Origin of the sequence: Pseudomonas chlororaphis subsp. aurantiaca, assembly GCF_013466605.1 — a bacterium.
Classification (GTDB): Bacteria; Pseudomonadota; Gammaproteobacteria; order Pseudomonadales; family Pseudomonadaceae; genus Aquipseudomonas; species Aquipseudomonas chlororaphis_I.
Window position 1 is genome coordinate 4,824,644 of the sequence record NZ_CP059162.1, and the last position, 12,710, is coordinate 4,837,353.

Below are 12,710 nucleotides of genomic sequence, written 5' to 3' on the forward strand. Positions count from 1 at the left end.
CAGTAGCTTAAACCTTGGCGCGGCCTTTGTAGGAACCGCCGTCGCGAGTGTCGATCTCGATCCAGTCACCGATTTCAACGAAATCAGCAACGCTCAGCTCGGTACCGTTTTTCAGTTTGGCAGGCTTCATCACCTTGCCCGAAGTGTCGCCGCGAGCGGAACCTTCGGTGTAGTCAACCTGGCGAACGATGGTGGTCGGCAGGTCAACGGAAACCAGACGGTCTTCGAAGAACACGGCTTCGCAAACGTCGGTCATGCCTTCTTCGATGAATGGCAAAACGGCTTCGATGTCTTCGGCGTTCAGCTCGTACATGGTGTAGTCAGTGGTGTCCATGAACGTGTAGGTGTCACCGCTGATGAACGACAGGGTCGCTTCTTTGCGATCCAGGATCACGTCGTCCAGCTTGTCGTCCGCACCGTAAACGGTTTCGGTCTTGTAACCGGTCAGCAGGTTCTTCAGCTTGGTCTTCATGATCGCGCTGTTACGACCGGACTTGGTGAATTCAGCTTTCTGAACCAGCCAAGGATCGTTGTCGATACGGATCACGGTACCGGGTTTGAGTTCTTTACCAGTTTTCATTGCGAATATCCGAATTTGGATGGGATTTACAAAAATCTAGGCCGCGTATCATATCCAATTTAGGTAAAACTGGGCAATGAAAGAGCTGGGCGGCCATCGTAGCGGGATCATTGGGCTCGGTAAAGTTCCTTGTAACGCCCTTGGGACAAGGCTTGGTACTTCCTTGGTGTGCCCTTGGTGATCGATTGTAACGCTTCATCCAGAGGCGCACAGGTCCGCGATAAGGACCCCAGAGGGGAGCCTGGGCGCATATGCGTATTGAGGTGGTCATTCAGATTTTTCTGCCAGATTCTCGAAGGGATCAGCAAAGTTCAGAATCGTCCTACAGCCTTTCTTGATGATCCTTGATAGGCTCGCGAGGCTCTAAAAAGGACCTTACACGCAAGGATGATGTTCAGTGCTTTCTTCTGCTCGTCTGGGCGACAAACACCTCTGCCCGCTTCCCGGTCACGGCACGACACCTATAGCCTCCGCTTCTGGTGACATCAACATCAACTTCATGGGAGCAGCCCGAGTCGGTGACTCTTGCGGTTGTGGCGCGGTCATCACCACGGGGTTTCCCTCGATCATCCTGAATGGTCGCCCTATGGCCCACTTAGGGAGCCCTACCAGTCACGGAGGGACAATCATCACGGGGTCGGGTGACACCTTCGGCGGGTTCGTAATGGGCCCCGCTCCTGGGGCTGCAATCATCAACTTCGCAACCCTTGGGGCAATCCGCCCAGACGGCTCGGTAGACGATGAAAAGATGGCGACCTTGCTGGCCGACCCGAAGCTGACCGAGAAGGCAATCGCTGCAAATGCTTTGGTTGATCCCAATGAGGCCTCTAAGACGCCTGAAGAACCGCTGACTCCAGAGCTAATCGCAGTTGCCGGAAGCCAGCACGACAAAAGCGGGGGCAACCAAATGATGTTCGTCGGCCAAGCCGTGCGCGAACTGGCCGAGTTCAAACGCAACAAGCCTGACCTGACGCGCACGCTGGTGATATTCACCCCGTCGTACAGCGAAGCAATGCTCAGTGCGGCACGCGATTCAGCCGATACCTATGGTGCTGGTGTTGTCACCGTAACGAACGTCCAAGAGCTGATCGACTACCTGAACCAAGGCAAGGACCGCAAGCAATCACCCATCGAACACCTATCACTGTTCAGCCACGGCGTGCCGCATCGGATCGCCTTCGGCTATCAGCTCGCCGGGGACTTCCAAATGTCCCTGGACGTACTGAGCTACGACAAGATTTCACCTACGGCGTTTTCCAGTTCGGCACAGATCGACAGCTACGCCTGTAGGACCGGTATGGGCAATCGGTCGGACTTCCCTGTCGAAGATGGCATCCAGTTCTTCCCGCAGACCAACGAGAGCCTGGCGCAGTTGCTGGCCAACCACCTACGGATCAAGGTGCATGCCTTTGTTAGGCGCTCGGACTACAAGAACACCTGGGGGTCGTTCGAGGAGCGCCAGCTGGGCAAACTGTGCGATGTCAGCGATAACGCCGCACCTGAAGAGGAATGGTGTCAACAATGGAACAAGCTGAAGGGCGAGCGAAAGAATTACAACAAAGCTGGCGGGTTCACCTATCAGGAAATGGGAGCAATCAACCCCGTGATTTCTGGCAGCACCCCATTAGGCATACCCGGAGGCCACTTTGAATTTTCGCCAAAATAAAAGGGTGTGGATTGCCCTCGCTATTTTCTCCCCACTGCTGCTGATCTGGGGTTACTACGAGCTGAAGACTATGACGAGCGTATATAAGCAAGATTATGGCAATGGTGTGGTTGTCTACGCGGACAAATATGTAAATACAGGACGCTGGGTCTTCGACTGCGAATATTCACGGTTGATCAGCCGAGAGCCTCTGCCTGTACCATTATCTGAGTTGGAGAGCGCCGGGAAACTCACCATCGGCAAAGCGTTCTTTTTGAAGGACTCGGACAAGGAGCCCGCCAAGGAGGCGCTGAGAGCCATAACGGGCATACGCGACTGGTATAAGAACCTGCGCTACCGCTACTCTGCACTGGATGAGAACAGCGATTTGAATTCCCATGAGTTCTATCTGGTTGCACAGCACGCTGGCCGTACATGGGCCGTGGTGGTTGACCAATCAATCAGCTACTACGGCAAATCCAGCTTTAGCGTAACCGCTGAGCCTTACGATCCAAAAACCTTCGTGGACTACGCCAAGGCGTATCAGGCTGCCGCTAAGAGCTGCCCAGCGCTACCACAGTAAAGACATCAGTCTGCCGATTGTTCTCTACCAGTGCCGCTGTGAGGTCACCAACCAGCACCTCCAGCACAGCCACCAAGTAGAACGCAGACGACATCCCCCAGGCCTTTACAACTGGTGATGGAGCATCACGACAATGAAGTGGCCCAAGCGACGCCTCGAACTTCGCGATTTCGGCATGGCCCTGTACCTGCTTAGCCTTGCACTACCAGCGGTGTATCAAGAAGATGATAACTGGCTGCATGGGACGCTCACCCAAGACACTTTACCTGGATGGTTTGCATTCATATCGGGGTTACTGTTAATGGTCTACGGTTACGCTGCTTGGTTAGCAAACCCCTTATTCATCGCTGCTTACCGGACTCGGAACGTCAAGCGAAGCTTCATCTATGCCGTACTCGCATTACTAGCGGGACTGTCGGTGCAATTACAGCTCGTTACTTGGTACGACGAAGACGGCAGGTTCACTGTTACTGGTTATACCTAGGGTTACTACGTCTGGTTGCTTTCCTTCGCTTGGATGGCCGGATTGGCTATAAACTTATTGGAGAAAAGGTGTCCGGGTCCACGTATGTAAATAAACTGAGCAAAGGGCGCATGCTGCTCCTGCTCCTATTAGCGTCATGTGCATTTTGGTACGTGACGTTGCCGAGAGTGGCCGTTAATTACTCCAAGGATGGCAAGGAGAAGTTCCGCTATATCTGGAACACCCAGCACCGTATTGACAAAGGGGGCATGCTCCCCGGTCAAACAACCGCAGATATTGGCCATGTCTTCCCCAATAAGGACTTCTTCATGATGTTCGATTGGTGGTCTGCCAAGGAGCTGCGGAGGTGCATCTCCATAACGCCAAAATGGGGGCGAACGACAGACATCTACCTTGGTGAAAAAGGAAGAATCGACACCACTAAAACCGGCCCTGACGTCATTTCTCGCTTGAAACAATGTGCGGGTGAGTCTGACCCCTTCCGGACCTAAAGTTCTCTAGCAGTGCCGCTATGAGCTCATTCTTCACGTCTCCCTCACGCTCTTTCAGGTAGACCGGCCAAAGGTCATCCCAATGGAGTGGCTCACGGGCGGCCTTGAGGGACGCAGCAGGCTCAGCCCCCACGATGCAGACTATCCACGATGTCCACAAGAGCCTTGGAGTCGCCTCGTAGGCGCTCAGCGGCTGCTTCGAGTATCCGTTGGGCCCCTCTACTGCTCCCCTGTGCTGATTCAGTGAGAGAGGCAGTAAGGCAGCGGCTTTGCTGATGTTCGTGTGATGGTCCCCATAGATCGGCTGATAGGCGACCAGAGAGGCGTCCGTGTGGGACATAGAGAGCGCGTCAAGAGCCACCAGGGATAGACGGTCACGGATATCAGCCCATGAGGCTTCAGGGTCGCCCAGGTGGAATACTGCAAGGGATGCAAGGATGTCTTTCGTCAACTCGTTGGCCTGTGATCTTTCAGAAGTCGTGAAGAATCCAGTAGTCGAACCCACAGGCCGCATACGAAGGTGATAGACCCCATTACGCCTATACAGATAGGGACGGGCAAGGATGGTTTGTAACAGGCTTGGTGTGGCCTTGGTGCGCATAGAGGATTTCGTCCCGTGTTCATTGGGTCCTCTCAGTGCCCACCCTGATTGAGGTAAAACTGCACCAGCGCCGCAGCAAGATCGGGCTGCGAGCCCTGTTCCAGACACCACTTTTCGCCGTGGGCGGCCACTTCCGGCCAGTGTTCCAGCAGCTTTTTCCAGCCTTGCGCCATTTCTCCCCCGGCATTCCAGGCCCGCCACAGGTCGATCAGCGCCGCCTTGGCCTCTGGCGACAGCCCCTGAGTATAAAGCTCGAGAAAGGCGTCGAGCTTGTCCAGGTGGATGTCTTCGTCCTGTTGATAAATGTGCCAGAGCATCGGTCGGCCAGCCCACTGAGCGCGCACGAACGAATCCTCGCCACGTACCGCGTTGAAATCGCAGGCCCACAGGAGCTGGTCGTATTCCTCCTGTCGGACGAACGGCAGTACCTGCACCGTCAGAGCGCCCCGCACTTGCACGGCACCCGTCGTCAGCGCCTCGACACCCAGCCACCTTTGCACGTCACCAAGGATCCGCCCTTCGGGAACCAGCAGATGGGTAGCCCGCGAATCGGCGGCCAGCGCGTCCAACCAACTGGCCAGGCCGGCGTTCTCATAGGCGAACAGCGACATCAGGCGGGCCTCGGGTGCAGCAAAAACGCCCAGTCCTTCAAGGAAATGTTGCCGAGCCAGCGGGTCCTGCTGAAACGCCCTGCGTCGCTCCAACAATCCGACCTCGCGCAGCAAGCCGCCGGTACCGGCCTGAAAGCCAGGGAAAAAGAAGTACTTCTGCACGCCCTTGAACTTCACCGAGGGCAGGCCGTGGCAGCCGGTCACCCAGGCCTCGGCGCTGAGGTAATCGAGGTTCAGCCACAAAGGGCTATGTTCACGTTCGGCCATCGCCTCCATATAAGCCGGTGGCAGCTGGCAGGCAAAGGCCGCGATCACCACATCCGCAGCCGCCACCGGCGACCACTCGGCCGGCCAGTGGCGCACATCGACGCCTTCCTGCCATTGCTGAGGCAAGGCGACATCAATGGGCGGACACAAACGCTCGAAGGCACGCAGGTCATCCACCCACAGCCGCACCGCGCACTGATGCTCGGCCACCAGTTGTCGGGCCAGCCGCCAGGTCACGCCGATATCGCCGTAGTTGTCGACGACGCTGCAGAAAATATCCCAGGAGGCTTTCATTCCGGGCTCCGTTTGGCAAAAGCGCCGATTGTCCGCATAAATCGCCGCAGACAGAAGAGCCAATGCCGATAATCTTCGTGCGACAATCACGGCTTGCCGACACCGCCTGCCAGGAGGCTGCCATGCCCTATCGTCCGACATTCCGTCGATCATTACGTATCAGCGTAAACGCACTTCAACTCAGCGGCAGTATTGCCCTGGGATTGTGGCTGGGTTTTCTGGCAATCGCCCTGACCTGCTGGCTGGCCTGGCGTTTTCTGTTCGACCAGCAATTGGCGCCCGTCGCCCAGGCCGTGCAACAGCTGGCCAAACCACCCAGCACGGAGTCGGCCGCCTCCAACCGCATGTTCGAGCAATACCAGGAAAACCTGCGCAAGAACGAACAGCAGCAGGCACTGGATAATGCACGCAGCAACCTGCGCAACCAGTCCAACCCGAAATGCCAGTTCTGGTTGCAACAGGACCAGACGGCGCCGAGCGAAAAGAGCCGGGCCAACGTCCTGCAATTCTGCGATTGATCATGAACCTGACCATGCATAAGCCTACTGTCCACCAACTGATTCTCGACAAGCTCCGCGGCGATCTGAAGATCGCCCAGCGTGCGGCTCAGACCGCCTATGAGGCAGCGACCCACGAAGAGAACATTGCCGAAAACAAGTACGACACCCTGGGGCTCGAGGCGTCCTATCTCGCCGCCGGCCAGGCCAGGCGTGTCGAGGAAATCCGGCAGGCGCTGGCGCTCTGCCAGAACCTGACCCTGCCCCCGTACGACGAGCAGGTTGGTATCCAGATCGGCGCGCTGCTGGGCCTCGAAGACGAAAACGGCCACGAACAATGGCTGTTCCTGGCGCCGGATGGGGCGGGACTTAAGGTCGAGGTGGTGGGGCAACCGGTGACCGTCATCACCCCTCGTTCACCGCTGGGCAAAGGTCTGCTGGGCAAGTTCGAGGGGGATGAGCTGGAGATCGTTGTTGCGGGCACTCGGCAACAGTTCGCTGTCACCGAGGTCAAGTAAGCCCGACTTAGTGGACAGGCAGTTCGACGCCGTCGAACAGCTCTTCGAGTTCCTGCTTGTTGTGGCACTGAATGGCCTTGGCCATCACTTCGCGCGTCAGGTGCGGCGCGAACTTCTCGATGAAGTCGCACATGAAGCCACGCAGGAAAGTGCCACGGCGGAAACCGATCTTGGTGATGCTCGACTCGAACAGCTCGCTGGCATCCAGTACCACCAGGTCGCTATCAAGCTTGGTATCGACCGCCATCTTGGCGACGATGCCCACACCCAGCCCCAGGCGTACGTAAGTCTTGATCACGTCGGCGTCGGCGGCGGTGAACACCACCTTCGGCGTCAGGCCGCGATGGCTGAAGGCTTCGTCGAGCTTGGAACGGCCGGTGAAACCGAACACGTAAGTCACGATCGGGTATTCGGCGAGGGTTTCCAGGGTCAGCTTCGGCAGCTTGGTCAGCGGATGGCCCTGCGGTACCACCACGCAGCGGTTCCAGCGGTAGCACGGCATCATCACCAGATCGCCGAACAGCTCCAGCGCTTCGGTGGCGATGGCGAAGTCGACGGTGCCATCGGCGGCCATTTCGGCGATCTGCATCGGCGAGCCCTGATGCATGTGCAGCGCCACATCCGGGTACTGCTTGATGAAGCTGCTGATCACCGGCGGCAAGGCATAACGGGCCTGGGTGTGGGTGGTGGCGATCGACAGGGTGCCCTTTTTCTCGTTGGAGAATTCCTGGGCGATCTGCTTGATGCTTTCGACCTTGCGCAGGATCTCGCCAGCGGTGGTGATGATGCGTTCGCCAGCCGGGGTGACGCGAGTCAGGTGCTTGCCGCTACGAGCGAATACCTCGACCCCCAGCTCGTCCTCGAGCAGGCGAATCTGCTTGCTGATACCCGGTTGCGACGTATAAAGGCTTTGGGCTGTAGCGGAGACGTTGAGGTCGTGGTGCGCCACTTCCCAGATGTAGCGCAATTGTTGAAGCTTCATATGAATCCCTCAAAGCAGGTAGACGCCACGGGCATCAGCGACGGTATATAACTATATTAATGGTCCGAAGAATAAATCTAGAACTTTTCTTAAGAAAATTCCAATAACCGCGTCAGATATCTCCGAGCCGCCGACGCTGCACCAAGGGCACCAGGTAAACCGGAACCTTGGCCAGTTGCAGTACCCTGGCGGCCGTCCTGCCCAATGGAGTTTCACCGCCCGCCCCATGGCTGTGACTTCCTACGATCAACAAATCCACAGAGAGTTTCGACGCCTGCTCGAGAATGACGTGCGAGGGGTCCCCCTGAAAGACCCGGACCGACTGAATCAGCGCGAGATCCTGCATGCCCTCCCCCAACTCTTCGCGAAAGCTGTCGAGTACCCGTTGCTCGATATTCGCCATCACCGTGCTCAGGCCCTGACTGTGAAACTCATTCAGGGCCTGCTCGTCGAGATAACTCTGCAACACCGATTCGGCAAACAGCCCCATGGGCTCCACCGCATGAACCACGTGCAAGTCGGCATTGAATGTTCGAGCCAGCTCCAGGGCATGTTGCATCACATAGGGCGCATACAGACCGAGGTCAGTGGCATACAGCATCGAACGAATCATATGACCTCCTCGACTGCCAATATGGCGGAGATTGATTCAGCTTAGCAGTGCCAAGGCGACTACGACGTCCCGCGCAAGCCCGTGAACATTGAGCTAAACCTTGGTTTCGTTGCTGATGCCATGGGGCACATGGCCGGTGGCGACCACTTCGCGAGCCAGTTCGCAATGGCCCGCCTGATCGTCGAAGAACACATCGGCGGCGAAGGCTTCGAGAAAGGCAGCCTTCTCCAGGCCGCCCAGGAACAACGACTCATCCAGGCGGATGTCCCATTCGCGCAAGGTGCGGATTACCCGCTCATGGGCCGGCGCCGAACGTGCCGTCACCAGGGCGGTACGGATCGGACAATCATCGTCGGGGAATTCGCGCTGCAGCAAATTGAGCGCGGCGAGGAAGCCTTTGAACGGCCCCCCGCGCAACGGCTCGCGGGCGGACTCGCGCTCCTTGGCCTGGAAGGCTTCCAGGCCACCGAGCTGATAGACCCGCTCCGACTCATCGGAAAACAGCACGGCGTCGCCGTCGAAGGCGATCCGCAGTTCAGCGCTGGCAGCGCGCCGGGCGCCACCGGAAAGAATGGTCGCCGCGGCGAACCCGGCGTCCAGTGCACTACGCACATCTTCGGCGTGGGTGGAAAGAAACAGGTCGCAGCCAAAGGCCGCGAGATAGGGATAAGGGCTACGGCCACCGACAAAAGCGGCCCGGGAAATATCCAGGCCGTAATGCTGGATCGAGTTGAAGACCCGCAGCCCCGTGTCAGCACTGTTACGCGACACCAGCACCACTTCGACCCGCGCCCGGCCGAGGCTGGCATTGAGGCTCAAGAGCTTTTTCACCAAGGGGAAAGCATCGCCCGGTTCGAGGGATTCCTCCTCGTGATCGATCTGATACTTGCGGTAGGCTTCGACCCCCTCGGCCAGATAGACCTTATGGCTTTCGCTGAGATCGAACAGGGCCCGCGATGAAATCGCCACCACCAGTTTACCGTCCAAGCCCTTTGCCATATCGCATCCCCCCGATGCTGAGATCAACCGTTATGCCGGTCGATAAAACTCAACGCCTGATACAAGACTTCCATTTTCGGCAGCTCGCATCCTGCTGCCTTGGCCGCGGCCAATGGCGCGGCGTAGATGGCCGACAACTCCAGCGCACGCTTGTGCCGGTAGTCGTGGTACATGCTCGGCCAATAGTCCGGCATGCTCTCGGTCACCTTGAACAAGTGCTCAGCATAGCCGTCCGGCATGCTGTGACCACAAGCCAGGGCACCTTGCACCACTTCACGCATCAAAGCCTGAATCAGCTCGCGGCTGGCGGCATCGGCCATCAGCGGCGTGGTGCTGGCGTTGAGCAATACCGACAAACCGTTGTACGGCACATTCCACACCAGTTTCTGCCAGCGCGCCTGCTGCAGGTTGGCCATGGCGTGGGAACCGATACCGGCCTTGCGGAATAGCGCGGCGCCCTCTTCCACTATGGCCTGGCGCTGCGATTCGTCCTGTGCGGCCGGGCCACTGTGATACCCCAGGCTCACCGAGCCCAGCGCCTGATGCTCGATCACCCCGGGCCCGGCACGGTGCACGCAGATAAAACACAGGCCGCCCAACAGATGCAGCGAGTCGGGAAGCAGGCCGCGCAAGCCGTCTTCCACATCCAGGCCATTCTGCAACAACAGCACCTTTGCGCCGGGAGCCGCCGCGCGAAGAATCGCCGGAGCCAGCTCGGCGTTGCTGGTGGTCTTGGCTCCCACCAGCAGCCAATCGCAGGACGGCATGTCTTCGGCACTGGCATAGGCCTGGACCGGGTTCAAGGCCAGCTCACCATGCACCGCACTATGCAGTTGCAAACCCCGCTCGGTGACCGCGGCGAATTCGCTGCGCAGCAGGAAATGCACATCCAGGCCGACTCGCGCCAGCAGCATCCCGTAGAAACCACCGATCGCTCCGGTACCGATAATGCCGATTCGCGGCGTGTGGACTGCTTCCATCAAGGCAACTCCTCTGGAATTCGATTCAGCGCCTGTGCCAGTCGCTCGCTGAGCTCGCCGGGTGTCAGGCGCGACTGCAAGGCCCCATAAAACTCACCATCGCGCACCACGAACAGTGCCGGCAAGTGAAACACCTGATAACGCTCGACCGCGCCGCCATTGTTTCCCGCATCGACCCAGCACAACCGCTCGATCGGCAGATCGAAGCCGGGCAACTGCTGCCGGGCCCAGCGACAACTGGCGCAACCGACGCTGGTGAATATCACCAGCGAAACACCGCTCATCGCCAACAGCCGCTGATCGATATCGAAATCAGTCAGCTCCAATTCGACCACTATACTGGGGGAAACCATGTCACATAGCCGACACTCGGAGTCCGCGTTCATGGGACGTTTCATTCCTCATCCTGACGATGTTCCGGTTGAGCTGACCTTACGCAAGCACGCATGCATTTCGCGTCAACAGCTGCACACTATCAGCCTCGGCGGCATGGCTTGCAATTATCACCGCGCCTGGCGCCGCGGCACTGCACTGGAAATCTGCATCCCCACTCTGGGTGAAAACGCCCGCTACAACGGCTATGTGGCCTGGTGCCTGCGACGCAAGCGTGGCTATCTGGTAGGGATCGCCTTTATCGACGAACAAACCCTGTTCCGTGCCCGGATGAGTGAGCAGGTGTGCCAGATCGCCCACTACTGCCACCTGCATGAACCCCAGGCCGAGCAGCGACAGATCGAAACCCTGGCCCAGCAATGGGTCGAACAGCACGCCGCCGAGTTCTCCCACGACCGGGTTCATCAGGCTTTTATGCAGCCAGCGCTGGATTAAACCCGCCTCTGCCCATTGTCGAGCCCCGGTGTAACGCGCTAAGGTTCGGCTCCCCGACGCGCTTAAATCCGCTGTGCACCGCCGCGCGGGGATCGCTGGCGGCCGGCACCCGTGACCTGACGAGTAACACGATGGCTGATTTACCGATCAACGACCTTAACGTCGCCTCCAACGAAACCCTGATCACTCCCGACCAGCTCAAGCGCGACATCCCGCTGAGCGACGCCGCCCTGCGCACCGTGACCAAGGGTCGCGAAGTGATCCGCAATATTCTCGACGGCACCGACCACCGTCTGTTCGTCGTCATCGGCCCTTGCTCGATCCACGACATCAAGGCTGCCCACGAGTATGCCGAGCGCCTGAAAGTCCTGGCCGCCGAAGTCTCCGACACCCTTTACCTGGTGATGCGCGTGTACTTCGAGAAACCACGGACCACCGTTGGCTGGAAAGGCTTGATCAACGACCCGTACCTGGACGACTCGTTCAAGATCCAGGACGGTCTGCACATCGGTCGCCAGCTGCTGCTGGACCTGGCCGAGATGGGCCTGCCGACTGCCACCGAAGCGCTGGACCCGATCTCCCCGCAATACCTGCAGGACCTGATCAGCTGGTCGGCGATCGGTGCGCGTACCACCGAATCCCAGACCCACCGCGAGATGGCTTCCGGCCTGTCTTCGGCAGTAGGTTTCAAGAACGGCACCGACGGCGGCCTGACCGTTGCCATCAACGCCCTGCAATCGGTTTCCAGCCCTCACCGCTTCCTCGGCATCAACCAGGAAGGTGGCGTATCCATCGTCACCACCAAGGGCAATGCCTACGGTCACGTGGTTCTACGCGGTGGCAATGGCAAGCCGAACTATGACTCGGTCAGCGTCGCCCTCTGCGAGCAGGCCCTGAACAAGGCGAAGATCAAGCCGAATATCATGGTCGACTGCAGCCACGCTAACTCCAACAAGGACCCGGCCTTGCAACCGCTGGTAATGGAGAACGTGGCCAACCAGATTCTCGAAGGCAACCAGTCGATCATCGGTCTGATGGTCGAAAGCCATCTGAACTGGGGCTGCCAGGCCATTCCCAAGGACCTGGCCGAACTGCAATACGGCGTGTCGATCACCGATGCCTGCATCGATTGGGAAAGCACCGAGAAAACCTTGCGCAGCATGCACGCCAAGCTCAAGGACGTCCTGCCGAAACGGGTTCGCACCTGATCCCGTATCGCAGACACAAAAACGCCGGGCCAAGCCCGGCGTTTTTTTGGTGTCCCCGCTCAGAGTTTCGCGGCGTGGCGCTGATGGCGCTCCATGTAGCGCTCCACATATGAGCACGACGGAATCACCGTGTACCCCATGCGATCAGCATATTCCAACGCCTGCTCGGTCAGTGCCGCAGCAATACCACGGCCACGCAGCGCGTTAGGCACGAACGTCCGATAAATATCCAGGGTCTGCTTACCCAGGTCCATATAGGTCAGGTAGGCACGATGACCGTCCACATTGGTCTCGAATTGATGACCAGCCTGGTCATGGTGGATGGACAACGCCTCGCTCATCACTACTCCTCGCGGGTCTTGGATTCTGACCCCTACCTTACCGATGTTTTTCCGGCGAAGGAACAACTACGCCACCCCGTGCCTGTCTGGACACCGAGCAGAGCTTGCCGCTCTCGCATGACCGAGCACGTTTCAAATAGTAGGCACCATTGGCACCAATGCTCAAGGGACGCTTGCGTTCAAGCTAC

16 protein-coding genes are annotated in these 12,710 nt (G+C 58.4%); 8 read left to right on the forward strand and 8 right to left on the reverse strand.

Annotated elements, in window-relative coordinates; genetic code table 11:
• Window positions 1–7: 7 nt before the first annotated feature.
• On the reverse strand, window positions 8–580 hold the full coding sequence (locus tag H0I86_RS21620; protein ID WP_023966275.1) for an elongation factor P: 573 nt from the start codon (window positions 578–580) through the stop codon (window positions 8–10).
• A gap of 397 nt (window positions 581–977) precedes the next feature.
• Here H0I86_RS21620 and H0I86_RS21625 point away from each other — a divergent pair, with 397 nt between their 5' ends.
• The 4 genes from H0I86_RS21625 to H0I86_RS21640 all read left to right on the forward strand — a co-directional run bounded on the left by H0I86_RS21625 (window position 978) and on the right by H0I86_RS21640 (window position 3,783).
• Window positions 978–2,246, forward strand: coding sequence for a PAAR domain-containing protein (locus tag H0I86_RS21625; RefSeq protein ID WP_180922130.1), 1,269 nt, complete (start codon window positions 978–980; stop codon window positions 2,244–2,246).
• Entirely contained in the window at window positions 2,227–2,808 is a 582-nt protein-coding gene (locus H0I86_RS21630) for a hypothetical protein (RefSeq protein WP_124340573.1), read from the forward strand. The genes H0I86_RS21625 and H0I86_RS21630 overlap by 20 nt, the downstream gene beginning before the upstream one ends.
• Before the next feature lie 133 nt (window positions 2,809–2,941).
• The gene (locus tag H0I86_RS21635; RefSeq protein WP_180922131.1) at window positions 2,942–3,292 is read left to right on the forward strand and encodes a hypothetical protein; all 351 of its coding nucleotides are present in this window, start codon (window positions 2,942–2,944) and stop codon (window positions 3,290–3,292) included.
• Between the two features lie 110 nt (window positions 3,293–3,402).
• The gene (locus tag H0I86_RS21640) at window positions 3,403–3,783 is read left to right on the forward strand and encodes a hypothetical protein (RefSeq protein ID WP_180922132.1); all 381 of its coding nucleotides are present in this window, start codon (window positions 3,403–3,405) and stop codon (window positions 3,781–3,783) included.
• A gap of 633 nt (window positions 3,784–4,416) precedes the next feature.
• On the opposite strand, the gene earP is transcribed toward H0I86_RS21640, so the two are convergent.
• The gene (gene earP / locus H0I86_RS21645) at window positions 4,417–5,556 is read right to left on the reverse strand and encodes an elongation factor P maturation arginine rhamnosyltransferase EarP (RefSeq protein WP_180925891.1); all 1,140 of its coding nucleotides are present in this window, start codon (window positions 5,554–5,556) and stop codon (window positions 4,417–4,419) included.
• Window positions 5,557–5,678: 122 nt separating this feature from the next.
• On the opposite strand from earP, the gene H0I86_RS21650 reads away from it, so the two are divergent.
• Window positions 5,679–6,074 (forward strand): hypothetical protein, encoded by a 396-nt coding sequence (locus H0I86_RS21650; RefSeq protein WP_180922133.1) that lies wholly within the window; start codon window positions 5,679–5,681, stop codon window positions 6,072–6,074.
• Window positions 6,075–6,088: 14 nt separating this feature from the next.
• On the forward strand, window positions 6,089–6,571 hold the full coding sequence (locus tag H0I86_RS21655; protein WP_180922134.1) for a GreA/GreB family elongation factor: 483 nt from the start codon (window positions 6,089–6,091) through the stop codon (window positions 6,569–6,571).
• 7 nt (window positions 6,572–6,578) lie between these two features.
• Here H0I86_RS21655 and cysB read toward each other — a convergent pair whose 3' ends face one another.
• The 5 genes from cysB to H0I86_RS21680 form a co-directional block, all read right to left on the reverse strand.
• Window positions 6,579–7,553, reverse strand: coding sequence for an HTH-type transcriptional regulator CysB (gene cysB / locus H0I86_RS21660; protein ID WP_007931387.1), 975 nt, complete (start codon window positions 7,551–7,553; stop codon window positions 6,579–6,581).
• 112 nt (window positions 7,554–7,665) lie between these two features.
• Window positions 7,666–8,166, reverse strand: a complete 501-nt coding sequence (locus H0I86_RS21665; RefSeq protein WP_023966282.1) for a universal stress protein — start codon at window positions 8,164–8,166, stop codon at window positions 7,666–7,668.
• 93 nt (window positions 8,167–8,259) lie between these two features.
• Window positions 8,260–9,165 carry a 5'-nucleotidase gene (locus tag H0I86_RS21670; RefSeq protein WP_180922135.1) on the reverse strand — a complete coding sequence of 302 codons (906 nt, stop codon included), beginning with the start codon at window positions 9,163–9,165 and terminating at the stop codon, window positions 8,260–8,262.
• A 23-nt stretch (window positions 9,166–9,188) separates the two neighbouring features.
• Window positions 9,189–10,145: a putative 2-dehydropantoate 2-reductase gene (locus H0I86_RS21675; protein ID WP_180922136.1), complete on the reverse strand. Its 957-nt coding sequence runs from the start codon at window positions 10,143–10,145 to the stop codon at window positions 9,189–9,191.
• Entirely contained in the window at window positions 10,145–10,531 is a 387-nt protein-coding gene (locus H0I86_RS21680) for a thioredoxin family protein (RefSeq protein WP_180925892.1), read from the reverse strand. The genes H0I86_RS21675 and H0I86_RS21680 overlap by 1 nt, the downstream gene beginning before the upstream one ends.
• Here H0I86_RS21680 and H0I86_RS21685 point away from each other — a divergent pair.
• Both H0I86_RS21685 and H0I86_RS21690 read left to right on the forward strand, forming a co-directional pair.
• Window positions 10,530–10,973: a PilZ domain-containing protein gene (locus H0I86_RS21685; protein ID WP_180922137.1), complete on the forward strand. Its 444-nt coding sequence runs from the start codon at window positions 10,530–10,532 to the stop codon at window positions 10,971–10,973. The two genes, H0I86_RS21680 and H0I86_RS21685, sit on opposite strands and share 2 nt — an antisense overlap.
• Before the next feature lie 131 nt (window positions 10,974–11,104).
• The gene (locus tag H0I86_RS21690; RefSeq protein ID WP_009044963.1) at window positions 11,105–12,181 is read left to right on the forward strand and encodes a 3-deoxy-7-phosphoheptulonate synthase; all 1,077 of its coding nucleotides are present in this window, start codon (window positions 11,105–11,107) and stop codon (window positions 12,179–12,181) included.
• A 59-nt stretch (window positions 12,182–12,240) separates the two neighbouring features.
• Here H0I86_RS21690 and H0I86_RS21695 read toward each other — a convergent pair whose 3' ends face one another.
• On the reverse strand, window positions 12,241–12,522 hold the full coding sequence (locus H0I86_RS21695) for a GNAT family N-acetyltransferase (RefSeq protein WP_007931380.1): 282 nt from the start codon (window positions 12,520–12,522) through the stop codon (window positions 12,241–12,243).
• Window positions 12,523–12,710: the final 188 nt, after the last annotated feature.